This is a genomic window from Burkholderia sp. BCC0044 (assembly GCF_902832955.1).
In the GTDB taxonomy this organism is placed as follows: domain Bacteria; phylum Pseudomonadota; class Gammaproteobacteria; order Burkholderiales; family Burkholderiaceae; genus Burkholderia.
Window position 1 is genome coordinate 1,646,762 of record NZ_CADFDO010000002.1, and the last position, 21,424, is coordinate 1,668,185.

At 58.4% G+C, this 21,424-nt stretch carries 23 protein-coding genes and 1 pseudogene; 13 read left to right on the forward strand and 11 right to left on the reverse strand.

Annotated elements, in window-relative coordinates; all coding sequences use genetic code 11:
- The first annotated feature begins 9 nt into the window (after window positions 1-9).
- The 7 genes from HWX14_RS15790 to HWX14_RS15820 all read left to right on the forward strand — a co-directional run bounded on the left by HWX14_RS15790 (window position 10) and on the right by HWX14_RS15820 (window position 7,127).
- The gene (locus HWX14_RS15790) at window positions 10-816 is read left to right on the forward strand and encodes an ABC transporter substrate-binding protein (protein ID WP_151062561.1); all 807 of its coding nucleotides are present in this window, start codon (window positions 10-12) and stop codon (window positions 814-816) included.
- A gap of 232 nt (window positions 817-1,048) precedes the next feature.
- Window positions 1,049-1,705: an amino acid ABC transporter permease gene (locus HWX14_RS15795; protein WP_151062560.1), complete on the forward strand. Its 657-nt coding sequence runs from the start codon at window positions 1,049-1,051 to the stop codon at window positions 1,703-1,705.
- Window positions 1,706-1,713: 8 nt separating this feature from the next.
- Window positions 1,714-2,490, forward strand: a complete 777-nt coding sequence (locus tag HWX14_RS15800; protein ID WP_151062559.1) for an amino acid ABC transporter ATP-binding protein — start codon at window positions 1,714-1,716, stop codon at window positions 2,488-2,490.
- 36 nt (window positions 2,491-2,526) lie between these two features.
- A complete protein-coding gene (locus tag HWX14_RS15805) occupies window positions 2,527-3,855 on the forward strand; it encodes an FAD-binding oxidoreductase (protein ID WP_151062558.1) in 1,329 nt (442 codons plus the stop codon).
- A 213-nt stretch (window positions 3,856-4,068) separates the two neighbouring features.
- Window positions 4,069-5,481, forward strand: a complete 1,413-nt coding sequence (gene thrC / locus HWX14_RS15810) for a threonine synthase (protein ID WP_151062557.1) — start codon at window positions 4,069-4,071, stop codon at window positions 5,479-5,481.
- Window positions 5,482-5,510: 29 nt separating this feature from the next.
- Window positions 5,511-6,488 carry a homoserine kinase gene (locus tag HWX14_RS15815; RefSeq protein WP_151062556.1) on the forward strand — a complete coding sequence of 326 codons (978 nt, stop codon included), beginning with the start codon at window positions 5,511-5,513 and terminating at the stop codon, window positions 6,486-6,488.
- A gap of 156 nt (window positions 6,489-6,644) precedes the next feature.
- The gene (locus HWX14_RS15820; RefSeq protein ID WP_151062555.1) at window positions 6,645-7,127 is read left to right on the forward strand and encodes an Lrp/AsnC family transcriptional regulator; all 483 of its coding nucleotides are present in this window, start codon (window positions 6,645-6,647) and stop codon (window positions 7,125-7,127) included.
- 71 nt (window positions 7,128-7,198) lie between these two features.
- Here the strand turns inward: HWX14_RS15820 and HWX14_RS15825 are convergent, their stop codons facing one another.
- The 6 genes from HWX14_RS15825 to HWX14_RS15850 form a co-directional block, all read right to left on the reverse strand.
- Window positions 7,199-7,903, reverse strand: coding sequence for an ABC transporter permease subunit (locus HWX14_RS15825; RefSeq protein ID WP_151062554.1), 705 nt, complete (start codon window positions 7,901-7,903; stop codon window positions 7,199-7,201).
- Entirely contained in the window at window positions 7,903-8,619 is a 717-nt protein-coding gene (locus tag HWX14_RS15830) for an ABC transporter permease subunit (RefSeq protein WP_151062553.1), read from the reverse strand. The genes HWX14_RS15825 and HWX14_RS15830 overlap by 1 nt, the downstream gene beginning before the upstream one ends.
- Before the next feature lie 85 nt (window positions 8,620-8,704).
- Complete coding sequence (locus tag HWX14_RS15835) at window positions 8,705-9,511, reverse strand: transporter substrate-binding domain-containing protein (protein WP_151062552.1); 807 nt, start codon at window positions 9,509-9,511, stop codon at window positions 8,705-8,707.
- A 60-nt stretch (window positions 9,512-9,571) separates the two neighbouring features.
- On the reverse strand, window positions 9,572-10,339 hold the full coding sequence (locus tag HWX14_RS15840) for an amino acid ABC transporter ATP-binding protein (RefSeq protein ID WP_151062551.1): 768 nt from the start codon (window positions 10,337-10,339) through the stop codon (window positions 9,572-9,574).
- A 72-nt stretch (window positions 10,340-10,411) separates the two neighbouring features.
- Window positions 10,412-11,803 carry an aminotransferase gene (locus HWX14_RS15845; protein ID WP_212139451.1) on the reverse strand — a complete coding sequence of 464 codons (1,392 nt, stop codon included), beginning with the start codon at window positions 11,801-11,803 and terminating at the stop codon, window positions 10,412-10,414.
- 51 nt (window positions 11,804-11,854) lie between these two features.
- Window positions 11,855-13,282, reverse strand: coding sequence for an NAD-dependent succinate-semialdehyde dehydrogenase (locus HWX14_RS15850; protein WP_208455057.1), 1,428 nt, complete (start codon window positions 13,280-13,282; stop codon window positions 11,855-11,857).
- Between the two features lie 104 nt (window positions 13,283-13,386).
- On the opposite strand from HWX14_RS15850, the gene HWX14_RS15855 reads away from it, so the two are divergent.
- The 6 genes from HWX14_RS15855 to HWX14_RS15880 all read left to right on the forward strand — a co-directional run bounded on the left by HWX14_RS15855 (window position 13,387) and on the right by HWX14_RS15880 (window position 18,112).
- The gene (locus HWX14_RS15855) at window positions 13,387-13,617 is read left to right on the forward strand and encodes a hypothetical protein (RefSeq protein ID WP_151062549.1); all 231 of its coding nucleotides are present in this window, start codon (window positions 13,387-13,389) and stop codon (window positions 13,615-13,617) included.
- Between the two features lie 249 nt (window positions 13,618-13,866).
- Window positions 13,867-14,220, forward strand: a complete 354-nt coding sequence (locus tag HWX14_RS15860) for a cupin domain-containing protein (protein ID WP_151062548.1) — start codon at window positions 13,867-13,869, stop codon at window positions 14,218-14,220.
- An 84-nt stretch (window positions 14,221-14,304) separates the two neighbouring features.
- Window positions 14,305-15,660, forward strand: a complete 1,356-nt coding sequence (locus tag HWX14_RS15865) for an FAD-binding oxidoreductase (RefSeq protein WP_151062547.1) — start codon at window positions 14,305-14,307, stop codon at window positions 15,658-15,660.
- 116 nt (window positions 15,661-15,776) lie between these two features.
- Entirely contained in the window at window positions 15,777-16,160 is a 384-nt protein-coding gene (locus HWX14_RS15870; protein ID WP_012337400.1) for a transposase, read from the forward strand.
- Window positions 16,157-16,495 (forward strand): IS66 family insertion sequence element accessory protein TnpB, encoded by a 339-nt coding sequence (tnpB, locus tag HWX14_RS15875; RefSeq protein ID WP_012337401.1) that lies wholly within the window; start codon window positions 16,157-16,159, stop codon window positions 16,493-16,495. Before HWX14_RS15870 ends, tnpB begins: the two co-directional genes overlap by 4 nt.
- Before the next feature lie 63 nt (window positions 16,496-16,558).
- On the forward strand, window positions 16,559-18,112 hold the full coding sequence (locus HWX14_RS15880) for an IS66-like element ISBcen19 family transposase (RefSeq protein WP_012337402.1): 1,554 nt from the start codon (window positions 16,559-16,561) through the stop codon (window positions 18,110-18,112).
- A 76-nt stretch (window positions 18,113-18,188) separates the two neighbouring features.
- On the opposite strand, the pseudogene HWX14_RS15885 reads toward HWX14_RS15880, so the two are convergent.
- The 5 genes and pseudogenes from HWX14_RS15885 to HWX14_RS15905 form a co-directional block, all read right to left on the reverse strand.
- Window positions 18,189-18,394: pseudogene (locus tag HWX14_RS15885) on the reverse strand (ubiquinone-dependent pyruvate dehydrogenase); the annotation flags it as partial.
- A gap of 96 nt (window positions 18,395-18,490) precedes the next feature.
- Window positions 18,491-19,620 (reverse strand): IS3 family transposase gene (locus tag HWX14_RS15890; RefSeq protein WP_151062544.1). Its coding sequence is split into 2 segments (ribosomal slippage): window positions 18,491-19,359 and window positions 19,359-19,620, totalling 1,131 coding nucleotides; the frame shifts between segments, so codons are not numbered across the junction.
- A gap of 78 nt (window positions 19,621-19,698) precedes the next feature.
- A complete protein-coding gene (locus tag HWX14_RS15895; protein WP_151062543.1) occupies window positions 19,699-20,091 on the reverse strand; it encodes an aldehyde dehydrogenase family protein in 393 nt (130 codons plus the stop codon).
- A 111-nt stretch (window positions 20,092-20,202) separates the two neighbouring features.
- Window positions 20,203-20,793, reverse strand: a complete 591-nt coding sequence (locus tag HWX14_RS15900) for a thiamine pyrophosphate-dependent enzyme (RefSeq protein WP_151062542.1) — start codon at window positions 20,791-20,793, stop codon at window positions 20,203-20,205.
- Window positions 20,793-21,326 (reverse strand): thiamine pyrophosphate-binding protein, encoded by a 534-nt coding sequence (locus tag HWX14_RS15905; RefSeq protein WP_151062541.1) that lies wholly within the window; start codon window positions 21,324-21,326, stop codon window positions 20,793-20,795. The genes HWX14_RS15900 and HWX14_RS15905 overlap by 1 nt, the downstream gene beginning before the upstream one ends.
- Window positions 21,327-21,424: the final 98 nt, after the last annotated feature.

Below are 21,424 nucleotides of genomic sequence, written 5' to 3' on the forward strand. Positions count from 1 at the left end.
GGATAGACCATGTTCCAATATACGCCGCAAAGTGCTTCGGGGAAGCACGTCCGTTTCTTCCAGCGCATTCTCGTTGCTGCCGCCGTAGCCGTAGCAACGGTCTGCGGAGCCAGCCAGGCATGGGCAGCGCAAATCAACGTTTCCGCCGGAACCACGCCGTCCAGCGTTCCCAACGCGTTCTTGAACATCAAGACAAATCAGATTGAAGGCGTCATGCCGGATGTCATTCGCGCAATTGGGCAGCGCGAGGGCTTCGACGTGTCGTTCAATGTCATTCCATTCTCCGCATTGATCCAGTCAGTCGTTTCCGACAAGATCGACCTCATCGTGGCCGGTATGACACCGACGCCGAAGCGAGAAGAGGTGATCGCTTTCTCTCAACCCGTGGCTTTTTTTGGCAAGGGGATCATCGTCAGCGCCTCCGATAAGAATACCTATCGGACAATTGACGATCTGAAAGGCACGGTGATCGGCGCCGGCGCCGGCGAGGAAACCTCGGACGAGCTTGTGAAGCTCGGCATCTTCAAGGAAGTGAAGTTGTATAACACTGCCGCCGATATGGCCCGTGATGTCACGCTTGGTCGCATTACGGCAGGATTCAATGATTATCCGATCTGGAAGGCACAGGAGGCTGCCGGTACGCTGCAGGGTTGTCGTGTCGTCGATGGCTTCAAACCGCTTCGAAAGGTACCGATTGCATTCGGCGTCAAGAAAGGAAATGCCGCCTTGCTGTCAAAGATCAACGACGGGCTGGCCAAGATCAAGGCGGACGGAACGTTGGACAAGATCCTGAAGAAATGGAATTACGTGGATTGACGTGCCGGATGTCGATGGACGATGACAGGAGGGCATAGTGATGCGCGTCTTCGGTCGGATCGAATGGGACTCGATCCGACTTGCCAGATGCGCATGAGTATGACCGTTGGGTAAGGAGACGGCCGGTCTGCCGCATAGTCCGAGCGTAGCTATCGAGATCATCCGCTCTTGATAGCTACAATTAAAAACGGCGCCGGTCTTTAAGTACAAACGATTATTGGAAAGGCGAAACATGCGTTGGAGCGACATGGTCGATTTTGTCCCCATCCTGCTGCAAGGGGCCGGGATGACCGTCTTTATCACGATCAGCTGCCTGATTCTCAGTACCGTGCTGGGTCTCGTTTGGGCGCTTCTGAAGATGTCGCGGCACGCGCCGGTCAGGCGCGCGGCCACCACGTTGATCAACGTGGTGCGGGGGCTGCCGATGATCGTGTTGCTGTTTTATATCTACTTTGTACTGCCCTCGATCGGGCTACAAATGAGTGCCTTGCAGGCGAGCATCATCGGCTTGGCGTTTGGGTACTCCACGTACGTCGCCGAAATCATTCGATCCGGCATCGAATCCGTTGATCCGGGTCAATACGAAGCAGCCCAATCCATCGGAATGGGGCGCATCAAGACGATGACGCGGGTGATTCTTCCCCAAGCCATCAAGGTCGCCTTGCCGCCTTATAGCAACACGCTCGTGTCGATGCTCAAGGATTCGTCACTGGCATCGACGATCACCGTCTCCGAGATGACGCGTCAAGGCTCACTGATCGCGGCCGCGACCTTCCAGAATCTTGAGGTCTACACGCTCGTGGCGATCGGATATCTCGCCATGAGCCTTCCGTTGATGAGTTTGACGAAGGCGCTCGAGCGGCGCTTCGGTAAACACAAGGTGAAGTGAGGCGGCAAATGATCGAGATCAAGGACGTACATAAGAGCTTTGGCGACGTGCCTGTGCTCAAAGGCATTACGTTGAAGGTGAACGAGGGCGAGGTGGTGTGTCTGATCGGGGCATCGGGCTCCGGCAAGTCGACGCTGCTTCGATGCATCAATGCCCTGGAGTCGTACGATTCGGGCGAGATCAAATTGCTGGATCAGATAGTCGAGCAGCGCTCACGCCATATCAATCAGCTTCGCACTCAAGTCGGCATGGTGTTCCAGCGCTTCAACCTGTTCCCGCACCGTACCGCCGTGGAAAACGTGATGGAGGGGCCGGTGCATGTCAAGCGCGAGCCGGTCGAGCAGGCGCGACGCGAGGCGATCGAGTTGCTGCATAAGGTTGGACTCGGCCAGAAAATCGATGCTTATCCCCATCAACTGTCGGGCGGCCAGCAGCAACGGGTGGCGATCGCGCGATCGCTGGCGATGAAGCCGAGGGCCATTTTATTCGACGAGCCCACTTCAGCGCTGGACCCCGAACTTGTGGGCGAAGTGCTGAGCGTGATGCGCACGCTGGCGCGCGAAGGGATGACAATGCTGGTCGTCACGCACGAAATGGGCTTTGCCCGTGAAGTGGCCGATCGCGTGTGCTTCCTGCATGCTGGCCTCATCATCGAAGAGGGCAATGCCAACGACGTACTGGGTTCGCCACGCGAAGCGCGGACCCGGGAATTTCTGCGGCACGTATTGACGCACCGCGCCGAGGACCCGCACGCGCATGACGGTGGCACCGGAGCCGTGGCATGAACGGGTACGCTGTCAATCGAACGATGGAAGTTTGTGATGCTTAGAATCGAAGAGGTGTACGACACCCCTGAATTTACGGGTGCAGCCGAGGTGGTTGTGATCGGCGCCGGGATCATCGGGACATCCACCGCGTACGAATTGGCGCGACGCGGTGTCTCTGTCGCACTGGTCGACAAAGGCATCGTGGGCGGGGAGCAATCCGGGCGCAACTGGGGCTGGGTGCGCCAGCAGAACCGCGACATCTTCGAACTGCCTCTTGCGATGCGCAGCCTTCGTCGCTGGAGTGAATTGCGAGACGAAATTCAGATCGACCCGGGCTTTCGCCGCGAAGGTATTTTTTATGTCAGCGACGACGCAAAAGCCATCGCTCAATGGGAAGCCTGGTGCAGGCAAGCGCGCGAGATCGGGTTTGTCAGTCATATGCTCAGTTCGAGCGAGGTCAACAGCCGTGCGCCCCAGGGCGGTCCTCGGTACGCTGGTGGGGTTTGGTCGCCCGACGACGGCCGCGCTGAGCCTTCGCGTGCAGCCCCGGCCCTTGCCGAGGGCGCGAAGCGCCGGGGTGCCCTGCTCTATCAAAATTGCGCGGCACGTGGTTTGGAACTCAGTGCAGGGCGCGTTAGCGGTGTGTGGACAGAGCGCGGCCTGATCAAGGCGAGCACGGTGGTATGCGCCGGAGGTGCGTGGAGTTCACGCTTTTGCAGGCGTCACGAAATCGACCTCCCAGCCGTCAACGTCATTGGAACGGCTATGCGTACGTCCGTCGCAGCAAACGTGGTCAACGGTTGCTTCAGCGGTCCCGGGTTTGCACTTCGTCGCCGCCTGGATGGCGGATATACGCTGGCTGTTCCGGGTTTTGGGCGCATCGACTTGGCGCCGCTTGGCCTGAAACACGCGTTGCGGTATTACCGCAATTATCGGAACGACATTGGCAAGAAGCTCAAGTACCGCCTTGCAACGCCCTGGTTCGAAGGTCCCGAGGCATCGGCAACTTGGCAATTCGACCAGACCTCTCCGTTTGAACGCTGCCGTGTGCTCGACCCCAAGCCCGATCTCGAGTTCGTGAAAGTTGCTTTGGACAACGTCAAGCGCGCTATCCCACAGTTGGGCGACCTGCGGGTGGTGCATGCTTGGGCCGGGGCGATCGACACGACGCCCGACCTCATTCCCATCATCTCCGATATCGCGACACTTCCGGGATTCTACGTCGCCACCGGATTCAGCGGTCATGGGTTCGCGTTGGGCCCGGCGGCTGGAGAACTGGTTGCCGATATGGTCACGGGCGCGAAACCCTTGATGGATGTTTCTCCTTACCGATTGAGCCGTTTCACGGACGGCACGTCCATCAAGATTCCGGAAATGATGTGACAGCGCATGTTGTTGGCACTGTTCCGTTAGTCGCTTACGACTCGCGGCGGGTGCGACGGACCCGCCCTTCGCCATGTCGAGCGTTCTCGCACGGCCCTCATCAAGCGCGCGCATGACCATTTTGGCGGGGCCTCGACGGTTGTTGAATACAACTGCCACATCCCGCTGTAAAGCGTTTCCGTTTTATTGAAATCTATTAACAGGAGCGATGTCATGAGGTACGTCTCGACCCGAGGCGCCAGCGCCGATCGGCGGTTTTCCGAGGTCCTGATGGAAGGGTTGGCACCGGACGGTGGCCTATACGTGCCCGCCGCCTACCCCAAGGTCGATGACGCAACGCTCCGGCGTTGGCGCGACTTGACGTATGTCGAACTCGCCTTCGAGATTCTCTCGCTGTATATCGACGATATTCCGGCCGACGAACTACGTGCCATCATCGGCCGCACCTACACTCCGGAAGTCTTCGGCTCGGCGCAGATCGTTCCTTTGCGCACGCTCGACGACTCGATCGCCTTGCTGAACCTGTCCAATGGCCCGACGTTCGCCTTCAAGGACATGGCAATGCAGCTTCTCGGAAACCTGTTCGAATCCGAGCTGGGGCGTCGCGGCGTGCAGCTCAATATCCTCGGCGCGACCTCCGGCGACACCGGCAGCGCGGCGGAATACGCGATGCGCGGCAAACGCAATGTCCGAGTGTTCATGTTGAGCCCTCATGGCCGCATGAGTCCGTTCCAGCAGGCGCAGATGTTCAGCCTGCAGGACGAGAACGTCCACAACCTCGCGATCGAGGGCAGCTTCGACACGTGTCAGGACATCGTCAAGGCGGTTTCCGCCGATCTGGCCTTCAAACGGCAATACAGCATCGGCACGGTGAATTCGATCAACTGGGCGCGCCTGCTCGCGCAGGTCGTCTATTACTTTGCCGGCTATTTCCAGGCAACGAATGAGAACAGCGATCGCGTCTCGTTCTGCGTCCCGTCCGGCAATTTCGGCAACATCTGCGCCGGCCACGTCGCCCGCATGATGGGCCTGCCCATCGATAAGCTGGTGTTGGCGACCAATGAGAACGATGTGCTCGACGAATTCTTCAAGACCGGCCGATACCGTGTTCGCGCGAGCAGCGAAACAATGGTGACGTCCAGCCCGTCGATGGACATTTCAAAAGCATCGAACTTTGAACGCTTCGTATTCGACCTGCTGGGCCGGGATGCTCAACGTGTCGCGCAGTTGTTCGGCACGGCGCTTGCGCAGCGTAGCCAGTTCACGCTCACCGCAGAAGAGACATCGCGCATTTCCAGCTACGGTTTTGTGTCGGGCAAGAGTACGCATGCGGACAGGCTGCGCACCATCGCCGAGACCTGGGAACACCATCGCACCATTATCGACCCGCACACCGCCGACGGCGTCAAAGTTGCGCGCGAACATCTTCGGCCGGGCATTCGCACGGTAGTGCTGGAGACCGCATTGCCGCTGAAATTCGCAGACATCATTCACGAGGCGATCGGCCAAACCGTGCCGCGGCCGGCAGCGGTGGCCGACCTCGAACGACGCCCCCGGCGCTGTGAGGTCATCGCGCCGTCGGCCGACGAGGTGATGGCATTCATCGCCCGGCATTGGAACGCCTGAGGCCGTTGATCCGTTGAGAGAGGGTTGCCATGGCTGTATTCACTCCGGTCTCCGAGGAAGAAGCTTCAGCTTTCATCGCGCCGCTGGCACTGGGAGAGGTGATATCGCTGCGCGGTATTCCAAGCGGAATCGAAAACACCAACTATTTTCTGACGACGCGCGCCGGTGAATTCGTGCTCACGCTGTTCGAGCGCCTGGGCGATACGCAGTTGTCGTTCAGCCTGCTTTGGATGCAGCACTTGGCACGAAAGGGAATTCCCGTACCGGAGCCAAGGGCCGATGACGACGGTCGTATCGTGTTCGAACTGAACGGGAAACCCGCTTGTCTCGTGACCAAACTGGATGGGCGGCATTGCCTCGACCCGGAGCGGCAACATTGTGATCAGGTCGGCGAGATGCTGGCGCGTATGCATCAAGCCGGTCACGACTTCTCAATGGAGCAAATCCCCTCGCGAGGCTATGACTGGTGGTTCTGGGCCGCTGATCGGATCGCACCGTTGCTTGACGACGAAAGACGCGACGTTCTTCTCGACGAGCTGCAATTCCAGCGCGCGCTGGCCAATGATAGTCATTACCGGGGACTACCTCGAGGCCCCGTACACGGTGATCTTTTCCGCGATAACGTCTTGTTCGCGCGTGCGGCAGAGACCGGCCATGCAACAGGGGCCGAGAAGCTGACGGGTTTCTTCGACTTTTACTTCGCGGGAACCGACGTAGTGATATTCGACGTGGCGGTGTGCCTGAACGACTGGTGTATCGATCTCCGGTCCGGGGCACTGCTGCCCGCCTTGTCCCGTGCGTTCGTCGAAGCGTACGAGCGCGTCCGCCCTTTGACATCGCTGGAGCGGCATTACTTGCTCGCAGTGCTCCGAGGAGCGGCATTGCGGTTCTGGCTATCGCGCTTGGTGGACCTGCATTTCCCCCGCGATTCTGCGCTGCTCCACGCGCATGATCCAGAGCACTTCTTTCGTGTCCTCTGCCATCACCGCCGCGCGTCGGCGTTTTGATAGCGGAGGCGACGGCTCAACGACGAGATGCCGATGTGACTTTCGCAGTCAAGTACGCAAGCCTCTGTTGTGCGTGTCCATTTGCTTTTCGGTGAATGCACACTCGACAAAATGACCGGACCCGGTCGAATTCCCGCTTTCCGAAGGCCAAGACAGATGTCTATCGACCGCATCGACGCCAACATACTCAGCCTACTCCAGCACAATAATCGCCTGACGTCCGAGGAAATCGGCAACGCAGCCGGGTTATCGCCGACGGCCGTGCAGCGTCGCCTCAAGAGACTTCGCGCGGACGGCGTGATTGAAGCGGATGTGTCGATTGTTCAACCCAAGGCCGTGGGCAGACCCATTTCGATCGTGGTGATGGTAACGCTGGAGCGGGAAAGAGCGGACATTGTCGATCGCTTCAAGCAGTCGATCCGGCAGACCCCCGAGGTCATGAACGGATTTTACGTGACCGGCGATTCCGACTTTCTCCTGATCGTCACGGCCCGAAGCATGGAGGACTATGAGCAGTTCACGCGCAAATTCTTCTATGAAAATCCCGATATCAAGGGATTCAAAACCATGGTGATCATGGATCGGGTCAAGGTCGGCTTCTCCGTGCCAATCGACTTTTCCGACATCGTCGATGAATAGTGGCGAAGCGCTCCCCAGCGTTCCAGATTGCTGAGGCGCCTGCCACGCCACGTCGCGAACTGACTTCGCGCTCAAATTATTGCGGGTCGGTGCGCCGTTGCATCGCTGTTTGAAAGCTGTCGCTCGACAAGTCGTACCGCAAGCAGCGCGAAAAAATTAATCAGCAGGTACAACGCCGAGGCTATCGCGAAGATTTCGATAATGGCGAAGGTCTCGCTCATCAGGCGTTTCGCCTGCCCCGTGATTTCCAGTACTGTAATGGTCGACGCCAGACTGGACTCCTTGATCACAATGGCCACCTCATTGCCGTATGCCGGAAGCGCCTGGCGTAGCGCAAGCGGATACATGATCCGACGCAAGACAGTGCCAGGCGACATGCCGGATGCGAGGGCGGCTTCCATTGCCCCCTTGGGCACCGCGAGAAATGCACCGCGGAAAATCTCCGAGGTATATGCCACGGTATTCAGAAGCACTGTCATCATCGCGCAGTGCAGGCTGTCACCGAATAGCCACCACAGGACAGTCGTATCTTGCACGAACTGCACCTGACCGAAGCCATAGTAGATGATAAAGATCTGGACGAGCATCGGCGTGCCGCGAAAAAATGCGCTGTATGCGTCGCCCAATGCCGCAAGCATGCGCCGAGGACCGATCCGCAAAAGCGCAAGCAGCACCCCGAGGGGAAAGCCGGCAACGACGCCAGCCAGGCCAATCATCAAGGTGACCTTTGCTCCCTGAAACAGCAAGGGCAAGGACATGGCAATCAGTTCATCCATCACCTACCTCCTACAAATCCACGGTTCAGGCTTCGCTCGAGAAAAGCGAACGCTCGTTGGCTCGTCCAGGTAATGAACAGGAAAACAAAGCCGGCGATCATGTAAAACAAGAGCGGACTGTGCGTAATACCCGCTGCAATCGCCGAGATCCGCATGAGCTCCTGCAAACCCACGACAGAAACCAGAGACGTGTCCTTTATGGTCATCTGCCAAACATTGTTCAGGCCGCTCAGTGCATAACGGAACATGAGTGGTGCGATCACACGCCGATAGGTCGTCAGGCGAGAAAAGCCGAGCGCTCGCGCTGCCTCGATAGCCCCGGGTGCAATTGCCTGCAGCGCTCCTCGCAGTACCTCGATCGAATAGGCGGCTGAAATCGCAGCAATCGACAGTGTTCCCATGATAAAGCTGTAGGCTGAACGCAATTCGTCTCGAAAGCCAAAAAAGGCGCCAATTCGATCTACTGTTTCAACCGAACCGAAAAACAGTAAATAAATTACCAGTAGCCCTGGAATGCTGCGAATCACTCCAGTGAAAGCATCGACCCCAGGAGACAGAATCGGAATCCTTCGCCATCGGGCAATTGCGAGTGGTACCGCTATGGCGATGCCGATCAGCATGCCCAGTAGTCCAAGAAGGATGGTGACAATACTGCCCTTGAGAATCGATGTCAGCCAGCCTTGTTGAGTCAGCAACTTTAGGGTTTCGATCAGCATCGCGGCGGGTCACGTCCAAACTTTTATTGATCGTATGCAGGCGGAACCAATAGATCACACCCGCGAGTCCGGTTTGCTTTAAACGTCAAGGCGCACACGGGATCGTGTAATCTTCCTGAAACCATTTGATGCTGATTTTCTTCATCGTGCCATCCTTGATCAACGTGCACAGCGCAGTGTCCACGCGCTTCTTGAACTCAGCATTGCCCTTCCGGATTCCAACACCCATCCCCGTGCCGAGAATTTCAGGATCTTCTTTCTGCCTGACAGCAACAGGGACACGCGTAATCGCCGCGCCGCTCGGAGTCTTCATCACGTCGGCCCACGTCGGGGAATCACTGAACGCTGCATAGAGCCTGCCGCTTTTCAGGTCGCTTACCATCTGATTCACCGAGTCGTAGGATTTGATGTCGGCATTGGCGAAGTGTTTAGCCACATACTTCGCGTAGGTCGTGCCATTGACGACGCCCACGGATTTTCCGTCGAGCGCTTTTCCTATCGCGTCGAGCGACGTTGCCTGCAGGAGGGGCGAACCCTTTTTGACCGCGAAGTACTTCGTGACGCCCGCATAGGGAATCGAAAAGTCGATCTGCTTCTTGCGCGCGTCCGTTATTCCCAACCCTGAGATGACCACGTCGAATTCACCCGCCGAAAGCGAGGGAATCAGCGTATTGAAGGACTGGACAACGAATTTGCACTGCATTTTCAATTCAGTGCAGATCGCACTCGCGACGTCGGCGTCATAACCGGTTACGTTACCACTGGCATCAGCCATGCTGAAGGGAGGTGCGTCGCCCTCTGTCCCGACTGACAAGGTAGCTGCCTGAGCAGGGGCATAAGTCGAGACCAATACTGCGGCGCCCATAAGGAGCGAGAGAAAAGACCATTTCATACAGTTTTCTCCAAACAGTGATCAACGTTTTAATATTCACCAGGCCAATCAGATTAGCGGCTAGTGTTGCGACAAAAAATTACGCACTCGACCAGATTTTGCAGAGGTGAAGATCGCCTCCGGCGTATCGTCTTCCTCAATCTTCCCCTGATGCAGAAAAATCACTCGGGACGATACTTCACGGGCAAAGCGCATTTCATGGGTGACCAGCAGAATCGTATTGCCTTCATCCGCAAGCTTGCGAATGACCTTGAGGACCTCGCCCACCAGTTCCGGATCGAGAGCGGAAGTCGGTTCGTCGAAGAGCACGACACCCGGCTTCATTGCCAAGGATCGAGCGATGGCGACGCGCTGCTGTTGCCCGCCCGAAAGCTGGGATGGGTAGGCGTTGCGCTTTTCTGCCATCCCGACCTTTGCCAACATTTCCATGGCAATCACCTCCGCTTCGCCGCAGCTCATTTTTTTGACAAATCTCAGCGCTTCGGTCACGTTCTGAATCACGGTTCGATGTGGCCAGAGATTGAAGTTCTGGAAGACCATACCGATCTGTTTCCTGAACTCGGGAATCGCCGCTGAATTGACCGATCTGAAAACGCCTTTACGGTCGGCCTCCATCTTGACGGTCTGGCCGCGCAAACTAATCGATCCGGAAGTCGGCATCTCGAGAAAATTGATGCAGCGAAGCAGTGTGCTTTTACCCGACCCAGACGATCCGATCAGAGAAATGACTTCGCCCTGCTTCACCTTTAGATTGATACCGTTCAGAACCAGATCTGCTGCGAAGCGTTTTTTCAGATCGTGGATTTCGAGAATAGGAGTGGCTGTCATGTTCAAGGTCACGTTGATGGAACGAATCCTGGGTCAGGTAAATTTCCAATCTGATCCCGCGACTTATCAAAGTCAGCTTGATTTGCTCAGCTCGCGCGTGACTTGATCGATAGCCCTCCCGGTGATGTCGACCATCTCGTCGATTTCGCTTCGGGTCATCGTCAGCGGCGGCGCAAAACCGAGAATATCGCCGTGAGGCATTGCGCGCGCAATCAGTCCGCGATCGCGCGCTGCCTGCGAAATGCGTGCACCGACTTTCAAGGCCGGATCGAAACGCAGCTTCTTTTCTGGATCAGAAACGAACTCGATCGCGGCCAGCATACCGACGCCTCGCACTTCGCCCACGAACGGCAAATCGCCAAATCGATCCTTGAAGCGATCGAGCATGTAGGCGCCGTTGGATGCCGCCTTCGCGGGAATGTTTTCGGCCTCGACAATGTCGAGAACAGCGTTTGCGGCAGCCACGCTGATTGGATGGCCCGAATAGGTGTAGCCATGCGAGAAGCTGCCAACGCTCGACGTCGCACCTTCCATGACTGCATACACCTTCTCGCTCACAATGCTCGCCGACAACGGGGCATAGGCTGAAGTTAGCCCTTTTGCCACCGTGATCAGATCCGGCTCGATGCCATAAAGCGTCGAACCGAACATTTGTCCGGTGCGCCCAAAACCGGTGACGACTTCGTCTGCAATCAAGAGCACGTCGTACTTCTTCAGCACTGCCTGAATAGCCGGCCAATAGCCATCGGGGGCAGGTATGATGCCCCCCGTGCCAAGCACGGGCTCGCCGATGAATGCACCCACCGTTTCCGGGTCTTCACGCAGAATCATCGCCTCCAGTTCGGCGGCCCGGCGTGCCACGAAGGCCGCCTCGCTTTCCCCCTGCTCCGCCCCCCAGTAATGGTGCGGAACACCCGTGTGAAGGATGCGCGAAGTGGGAAGATCCATGTGGTCATGATAGAAACTCAATCCGGTCATCGACCCCGATACGACCGAACAACCGTGATATCCCCGTTCGCGAGCGATGATTTTCTTCTTCGTCGGCCGGCCGCGTAGATTGTTGTAGTACCACACGAGTTTTGCCTGTGTTTCGTTGGCATCCGATCCAGACAGTCCATAGAACACCTTCGACATCTTCCCTGGAGCCATCTTCACGAGACGGTCCGAAAGCTTCGCCAGTTGCTCCGTCGTATGCGACGCATAGCTATGGTAGTACGCGAGCTTATACGCCTGACGTGCGATGGCCTCCGCCACTTCGGTTCGTCCGTATCCGATGTTGACGCAATAAAGCCCAGCAAAGCCGTCGATATACTCGCGACCAGTTGCGTCCTTGATGCGCACACCATTCCCCGTCTCGACGATAACCGGATCACTCGCACCCGTCGCGTAGTCCTTGAGATAGGTGAACGGGTGCAGCACTGAGCGTCGATCCATCTCAGCAATCTGATCGATATTTTCCACAATAGTCCTTTCGTAATGGGTCTATCAAAGCTTTACTGTCGGCAGCCGGCCACTTCAGACACGTGCGAGATCACCAAAGCAAACGTATTTCGGCTCGAGGAATTCATCGATCCCAAACGTAGAGCCTTCACGGCCAAGGCCAGATTCTTTCCATCCACCGAAGGGGACGGGCGGCCCAGTGAACGAAGCCGTATTCACGGCGACCATTCCGTACTCCAGCGCTGAAGAACAACGAAGCGCGCGGTTCAGGTCGGCAGTAAAGACATATGCGGCGAGGCCCATTTCCGACGCATTCGCGCGCCGGACGACTTCCGCCTCATCGTTGAACGGCAGGATGGCCGCAACGGGTCCAAACGTCTCTTCGCGCGCAATCAGCATGTCGTCGGAGACATCGCACAAGGCAGTGGGCGTGACAAACTTGCCGCAGATGCCCGAACTGCCTCCTGCCAGAACACGCGCCCCCTGATGAACCGCGTCATCGATATGCGACCTGCACTTGTCCGCGACAGTCTGCTTGGTCATGGGGCCGATATCGGTGTCGGGAGAAAGACCCGGGCCTACCTTTAATGCACTGACTCGCCTCGCGAACCGGTCGCAGAATGCGTCGTAGATGCCACGTTGGACATAGATGCGATTTGCCGCGAGACAGTCCTGACCCGACGTTGCGAATTTGGCTGACATGCAGCTATCGACGGCGGCATCGAGATCGACGTCGTCGAAAACGATGGCCGGCGCATGTCCGCCCAGTTCCATCGAAATCTTTTTCACTGTTGCGCCGGACTGCGCATAAAGCTTTTTTCCGATCGCAGTCGAACCGGTGAAGCTCACTGCGCGCACGCGGCAGTCCGCCGAGATGACATCGGCAAATTGCTCACCGTCGCCGTGGAGAACTTGAAAAACACCATCGGGAAAGCCAGCGTCTTTGGCCAGCGCGTAGAGCGCAAAGGCAGACAGCGGCGTTTCCGGTGCGGGTTTGACGATGACCGGGCAACCGGCCGCCAATGCCGCTGCCGCCTTGCGCGCAATCATCGCCATTGGGAAATTCCACGGCGTGATCGCGACCGTGATGCCGACTGGCTGCTTCGAAACCCATCCAAGGCTCGACGGCTTATGGGCCGTCATCGATTGACCGCAGATCCGGATCGCCTCGTCTGCAAACCAATCGATGAATGCGACACCGTAGGCAATCTCGCCTACAGCTTCGGCTAGCGGTTTTCCCTGCTCCGCGCTAAGGACCTGCGCCAATACCCGACTCTCGCGACGAATGGCCTCCGCCCATGCGCGCAGCAACGTGCGGCGCTCCTCCGCCAGACGACTCCGCCAAGCGGTAAACGCACGATCAGCCTCATCGATCGCTGCACGCATCGCGTCTTGACCGTGATAAGTGACCCGGGCCAGACATTTACCCGTAGCGGGGTCTCGAACCAGCTCCGCCTCGTCCGAAGGCAGGCTGTGTCTTGCATCGGGTTCTGTCGGCAGCAACTCGATTCCTAGGGCCGAGCACGCAAAAAGCCGATGTACCTCAGTGCAGTCAAGCGCTGCACACGCAAGATTTGCAACCACGATTCACCTCGTTTCGTTTCGACGTGAAAATTTTATTCACGCAATATTTTCGAAAAGAAACGTTGAATGAATTCTTGGCGCAGTTTTTCTGCAAATTTATCGAGCAAATCGATGTTTTTCGACGCGCAGCCAAGGAGCGGGCAACTCAGGCTTGTGCCCTGTCCCCCGTTCGCGAGCAGGGCGAGGTGCGGGTGTGTGGCATGTCAGGCATCAGCGTGGATGCCGACTCAACTCGGAACGATGCAGCCAACTGAATATAAGGGTCACAGATAGCCGGCTCTCGCAGTATCTGGTGCGCTGTTCCATGCCTATGCTGACCAGCGTCGGCTAAGCGTGCGAAACGCCTACCGGAATCCCGATATCAAGCAGAGATCCTGCGTGATATCACAGAAAACGCAGCTTTTGAGTGATTGAACCTCCGTTTTCGCTGTCGTCCGGAAAATTGACGCTCATAAACTTCCCGCATTGCCATCCTGCAATCGTTGACCTCCTGATCTACTGATATGTCGTCATTCATCCGCTTCGACTTTGAAAATCTCGGCACGCCTCGCATCGGGGCTCCTCTTCCTGAGCGCGCAATCGAAGGCTCGCAAGTATTCTCAACATGGGATATCGACCAGGCGAATACCGGCGATGTCCGCACGGGCGTTTGGGAAGTTACGCCCGGTGCCTATCGCTCGATCAAAGGGTCGACCTGGGAACTTTGCGTCATCCTCTCCGGTGTTTCTGAAATCACCGAAGATGGGCAAGCACCCATCGTTGTGAAAGCGGGCGATACCTTTGTGATGAAGCCAGGCTTCGAGGGAACATGGCGGGTCATCGAGACGACCCGCAAAATTTGGGTAACCAAAGACTGAGTGCTGGAAGCAGGTAATGGAGAAAAGGCTGTATGCCGTTCATGCATCGCATCGGCCTGTATCTATTAAACGAGGATTTTTCCCATGATCGCCAAACCAACGCCAACAATCAGACAACCGCTCGAGCGAATTCACGCCAACGACCCGCTTCCGGTGAAAGCTGACGTTGTCATAATTGGTGCTGGCATCATCGGCGCAAGTGCAGCCTGGGAGCTCGCATCACGTGGCGTAAAGGTCGTCCTGCTGGAAAAAGGATTGATCGGCGCAGAACAGTCCAGTAGAAACTGGGGCTGGTGCCGACAACAAGGTCGTGATCCCAAGGAGCTCGAACTGGCCCGCCTGAGTTTGCAGATATGGCCCAGCCTTTCGGAGAAGCTCCGAAAAGATATCGGATTCAAACAGTGTGGCGTAACGTTCCTCACGGACAGCGAGGCCGAAGCCGCTACTTGGGTCGAATGGATGAAAGAAGCGCGCCCGAAAGGAATCGCCAGCAGAATGCTCAGCGCAGAAGAAGCGCAACGTGTGGCGCCGGGTAACTCGAGCATTAAATGGATCGCGGGCCTTACGACGGACTCCGACGGTCGTGCAGAGCCTTCTCGGGTTGCGCCTTTTTTGGCTCAGGCAGCGAGAGAACTCGGTGCAACAGTGGTCGAGTCATGTGCAGTAAGAGACGTTGAAAGAACGAACGGCCGCATCAGCGGCGTTCAAACCGAAAAAGGCTTCATTGGATGCACTTCCGTCGTTGTCGCTGCGGGTGCATGGACGGCGCTCTTTCTACGTAAGCTTGGCGTTTCATTCCCCCAGGCTTACGTGAACGCATCGGTTGCAAAGACACGGGCCACGGACGTTTCCATCGACAGCTGCCTTGCAATGCCTGCTGTCTCGGTACGCAGCGGAGAAGATTCAGGACTCGTCGTGGCGAAAAGCGGACGAGGAACGGTCGATATCACTCCATCGATGATTCGCAACGCCTTCAGATTCTTTCCGACGTATCTGTTGAGAAGAAAGGCAGTCAAGCTGCGCCTCTCGACAGAATTCTGGAGGCAGTGGAGGATGGAACACGCGTACATGTCAAAAAGCATATCGCCGTTTGAATCCAAGCGCGTGCTAGATCCTGCTCCGGATCTCGCATTACTTAACAGCGCGCTTGAGGAAGTCAAGAGGGCCTACCCCGCGTTGGCGCATCTCACTATTGAAAGGACTTGGGGCGGTGTGATCGACTCAATGCCAGATGCGGTACCCGTGATTTCGGCGGTTGACTCCGTACCGGGTCTTGTCGTCGCATCCGGATTCAGTGGTCACGGGTTTGGCGTCGGTCCAGGAGCCGGGAGCGCGATCGCGGCGCTGGTACTCGGCAACCGTTCTTCTATCGATTTGAGTCCATTTCGTTATAGCCGGATCACGGATGGCACGAAATTGCAGCCTCATCCAATATTCTGAGAGTGCTATCCCCAATACAACCAGGTTCGCATCTACCGTAAGCGGCCAGCTAACCCGTCTTGAGTTTGGTCGAGGCGCTTGGGAGTATCGTGTCCACTTAACGAATAAGCGGACACGTGAACACTTTCGAATCGGAATCACTCCCGGAGCGTCGTCGTCGGCAACGCTATAGCGAGGAGTTCAAGGCGCAGGTGGTAGCGGCCTGCCAGGGAATCGGCGTATCGGTTGCGGCGGTCGCTCTGGAACACAGGCTCAACGCGAATCTGCTGCGGCGCTGGATCGATCAGGCGGAAGGCCGACTTCCCAAGAGACCGCTGGGCCGTCCGCCGGCCACGCCACCGTCGCTGCCAGCCTTTGTGCCGGTGGCATTGGGAGCGTCGAGTCCGCATTCGCCGGAGATCCGCATTGAGATGCGCCGAGGAGATCAGTCGATCACGGTGAGTTGGCCGGTATCCGAGGCAACCCAGTGTGCCGTCTGGCTGCGCGAGTGGCTGCGGTGATCCGTGTCGACGAGATCTGGCTGGCGGTCGATCCACTGGACATGCGGGCCGGTTTCGACACGGCCCTGGCGCGTGTGGTCAAGGTGTTCGGCGCTGCGCGCCCACACCATGCCTATCTGTTCGCCAATCGGCGCGCCAACCGCATGAAGGTCCTGATTCACGACGGGATCGGCATCTGGCTGGCCGCGCGACGCCTGAATCAAGGGCAGTTCGCGTGGCCGCACATCGGCAGCGAACCGCAGCAGCGTGTCTTGACGCACGAACAACTGGCCGGCCTGGTGCTGGGCTTGCCCTGGCAACGCATCGGCGAGGATGGCGTGATCCGCGTCGTCTAAATCCGGCGGGGAGGTAAACAGTCGCGCTTCCTCCGTCGGCAGGGTTCTGGCAGACTGGCCTGCATGAACCCCGCGGACCTCGACGCACTCAACCCGGAACAGTTGCGCGCCCTTGCCGCGCAACTGATTGCCGAGGTCAAGGAGAAGGAGCGGGAAGCGAGTGAACGAGACCGCGAGCTACGCTTCCGGCAGACCCGTATCGATCAACTCACCCACGAGGTCTCGATCCTCAAGCGCCAGCAGTTCGGCCGGCGCAGCGAACAGCTCAACAGCGAGCAGATGAACCTGCTCGACGAGGCGATCGATGGCGACTTGGTTGCCATCGAGATGGAGCTCGAGCAACTCGAGCCGACGCGAGCTGAACGGCAACGCGAGCAGCCGAAACGGGCACCGCTGCCGCCGCAACTGCCACGCACCGACGTCCATCACGAACCGGACAGCACAACGTGCCAGTGCGGTTGCGAACGCATACGGATCGGCGAGGACGTGAGCGAGAAGCTGGACTACACGCCGGGCGTGTTTACGGTGGAACGGCACATCCGCGGCAAGTGGGTGTGCAAGACGTGCGAGACGCTGATCCAAGCGCCGGTTCCACCGCATGTGATCGACAAGGGCATGCCCACCGCCGGGTTGCTCGCGCAGGTGCTGGTCGCCAAGTACGGCGACCACTTGCCCCTGTATCGCCAGGAACAGATCTTTGGTCGTGCGGGACTGGCCATCCCGAGATCCACGCTGGGTGCCTGGGTGGGCCGGTGTGGCGTGCAATTGCAGCCGTTGGTCGACGCACTCGGCCAGGCCATCCTGCAACAGGCGGTGTTGCACGCCGACGAGACGCCGGTGCAAATGCTCAGTCCCGGCAAGGGCAAAACGCACCGGGCATACCTGTGGGCGTATACGTCGACTCAGTTCAGCGAACTGCGCGCGGTGGTCTACGACTTCGCCGAGAGCCGCGCCGGCGCGCACGCTCGCACGTTCCTGAAGGGCTGGCACGGCAAGCTGGTATGCGACGACTACAGCGGGTACAAAGCCTCGTTCCAGCACGGCATCACCGAGATCGGATGCGCGGCCCATGCCCGACGCAAGTTCTTTGAATTGCATGCCAACCACAGCAGCCAGGTTGCGGGGCAGGCCCTGCCGTTCTTTACCGCGCTCTACGACATCGAACGCGAGGCCGCAGCACTGGATGCCGACGAACGGCAGCGGCTTCGACAGCGTCGGGCCAAGCCGGTGTGCGACGCCCTCTATGAGTGGCTGATGGCGCAGCGCAAACTCGTTGCGGAGGGCTCGGCGATTGCGAAGGCGTTGGACTACAGCCTGAAACGATGGGGCGCACTCACGCGCTATCTCGATGACGGGAATGTTCCGATCGACAACAACTGGGTCGAAAACCAGATCCGTCCGTGGGCAGTCGGCCGGTCCAATTGGTTGTTCGCCGGATCACTGCGTGCGGGTCAGCGCGCGGCCGCCATCATGAGCTTGATCCGCTCGGCACAACTGAACGGGCTCGAACCACTCGCCTATCTGAAGGACGTGCTGACGCGCTTGCCGACCCACAAGGCCAACGACATCGACGCGCTGCTGCCGCATCGCTGGCAGCCACTCTCGGCCGCCACCTAAACTCGCTCGTCAAGACGGGTTGGCTGGCCGCTTACCATCTACCGAACGCAACCGCTATTTCACCTCCGGCCCGCTTGCGATACGGGAAATAGGTGCCGAGCATCACCAGCGTGTCGCAGGATTTCAGCGCATGATAGCCGGAGCTGAAGCCGATCAGGCCCGTCATACCGACATCGAACAGATTGTTCCATTCGACATGCTCCTTGCCGCGCCGAGCGTGTCGGCCAGCGCGACCTCCTCCTCGTGCGCGCCAGCGCAGCCGCTGTCGCACAACAGCGCGACGCGCTTCGAGCTATCGTATGAGGCTAGCCCAATTTCCGTCCCAGTCTTAGTTGGAAAATTCCGGCTCTTGAGGCTAGCCCAATTTCCGTCCCAGTCTTAGTTGGAAAATTCCGGCTCTTCGGGGTGGGCCGAACCGGCCCGATCGGTGCACTGGCGGGCGAATTCCGCCGGTGTCATCCACTGCAGCGCAGAGTGAGGGCGCGCCTCGTTATAGTACTCGCGCCAGACTTCGATTTTGCGTCTGGCGTCTTCAAGCGACAAGAACCAGTGTGCGTTGAGGCACTCCTCCCGAAAGCGTCCGTTGAAGGATTCATTCTTCGCATTGTCGGTCGGCTTGCCAGGACGCGAGAAGTCAATCTCCACGCCATTCTCGTACGCCCATTTGTCGAGCGCCTTCGAAATGAACTCGCTGCCATTGTCTGCCTTGATATAGCGGGGAAGCGGACGATGATGCGCGAGCCGAGTCAGCGCGGCGACAACGTGCTCGCCCCGCAACGAGCCGTCGACTTCAATCGCCAGGCATTCTCGCGTGTAGTTGTCCACGATCGTGAGCGTGCGCAAGCGCCGACCATCAAACAGCGCGTCAGCGACGAAGTCCATACTCCAGATTTCGTTGATTGCGCTTACCGACTGCTTTGGCTGTCGTCGCCGAGCCGACTTGTTTCGTCGGGGTCGCTTGTGGCGCAGCGAAAGACCCAGTTCGCGATACACGCGTTCTACTCTCTTGTGGTTGTCTCTCCAGCCTTCCCGGCGAAGCATCACGTACACGCGAGGCGCACCGTAATGCACTCGCACTTCCGTGATCTCCTTGATGCGCATTTCCAGGGCGCTTTGATCCCGCGCGACCGACTCGTAGCGGTAGACCGTGCGGGACAGCTGCAACAACGCGCAGGTCTGCCGCTGGCTTGCGCCGAAACGCTGCATCAAGTCCGTGACAAGCTCACGGCGCCGAGAAGGCTTCAGAGTTTTTTTGACAGCACATCCTGCAGCATGGCCTTGTCCAGCGACAGATCGGCTACGAGCCGCTTGAGCTTCGCGTTCTCCTCCTCAAGCTGCTTCAGCCGGCGCAGTTCCGAGGGCGACAGCCCGCCGTATTTCGTCCGCCAATTGTAGAACGTCGCGTCGCTGATCCCCATCTTGCGGCACACCTCCGCGACCGGCGTGCCCAGCTCGGCCTGCTTCAACGCGTAGGCGATCTGTTCCTCGGTGAACTTGCTCTTCTTCACGGCATGACCTCCTGGTCTCGATGACAACGTCATGCCGGCATTTTCCACTTCCAAATGGGACAGTTTTGTGGGCTAGGGTCACTTGTCGAGAGGGATGACGCTCCCCTGCACCTTGTCCGCAAGACCGCCGTAGTAGTAGAACCACTGCGGCAGGTAGTTGAGCTGCGCGTGCATTTCGGAGTACAGCTTGCCGTTGTCGCGCACCTCGATCCCGGCCAGCCGCGCAGCCTCTTCGGCCAGCCGATCGCCTAGCCGGTGCAGCAGCAGGCCCCGCGCGCTCGCGCCGAGCGCAGGCCAGTTTCCCGAGGTGAACGCGCGGTGAGCGGCGTTGACCGCCCGGTCGACGTCGGCGGCGTTGCCGCGAGCGACCTCCGCCCACGGCTGCCCGGTAAACGGGCTTTCACTTTCGAACCACTCACCGGAAGCCGGTTCGCAGCGCTCTGCGTCGATGTAGTGACGATAGCGTTCCATCAGATTCTCTTCCCAGTGTTTCAGGCATATCGACCTGCGATGTCAGGCAAGCGCGCAACGCCACGCGATGAGCACGTGCAACCCACGCCTGTTTGCCTGAGATACGCGATGTCAGAACGGTGCGTAACCGAGTGATGCGCGGAAGCGGTTCTTGACGAAGACCCCGTCGCGCGGAGGAAGCGCGCGCGGCGGTTCGTTTGCAGCGATGAAAACCTGCGCGAGCGTGGTACCGTTCTTTGCGCGTACGCGCTCGACCACAGCCGCGACGCCATCGAGGCGATCGACGACAAACGCGTCCTGAATGCCGAATCCTTTTGCGACCGCGACGAGGTCCGTGCCAAGACTCGTGTGGCTGCGCTGCATCCCCGTCTCGCCGAAATGGCCGTTATCGAGAACCACGATGGTCAGGTTCTTCGGCTGCTTCACGCCGACCGTCCCGAGGCTGCCGATACCCATCAGCTGCTCGCCATCGCCCGTCACGACCACGACAGGCTTGTCGGGCTGCGCCAGTGCAAGACCGAGACCCAGCGACGCGGCGCCCCCCATGGCACCCCAGAGATAGAAATTCCTGTCATGATCGCCCGCGGCGAACACATCGTACGAGGCCGAACCGAGTCCCGTCACGACGAGCGCTTCGGGCACGGACTCGAGCAGGCTCGCAACGAACTGGCGGCGATCGACAGCGTTAGATGGCTTGGACATTACTTTCTCTCCCATTTCTTGCGGCCGATAAGGCTTTGCGACAGCAGTACCGCGACCTGTTCACCCGCTTCGAAGGCGGCATCAAACCCCGCGCTGACGATTTCGCCCACCTGATCGGGGTCGTCCGCACGCAGCACGGTGATACCCATCAGTTCGAGCGCCGCCTGCGTCTGCTTGCCCATCGGTCCCTGCCACGGATTGAATTCGGCGTACTCGCCGCGCATCGTGACTAGCGTGAAGAACGGAAAGCGGCAGCTTTGCAGCAGCGAAAACATGTTCACGCAGTTGCCGACGCCACTGCTCTGCATCAGCAGGACGGCGCGCTGACCGCCGAGCCACGCGCCGCTGGTGACGGCCACACCTTCCTCTTCCGTGGTCAACACCACGTCCTCGATGTCCGGGTCGGCAATCACGCTCCGGATCACATGCGAATGGCCCGCATCCGGCACATAGGCGACCTGTTTGACGCCACCTTCCTTTAGCACCTCGAAAATGGCCTGCTGCCAGGCTGGCGCCTGAACTGACGTACTCATAAATTCGTCTCCATGGACGCAACGATTTGGTGCAGGAATCATAGTTTGCTTTGTGATAACCCCAGAAATAGAATTATTTGATTCCTCTATACGGTTTT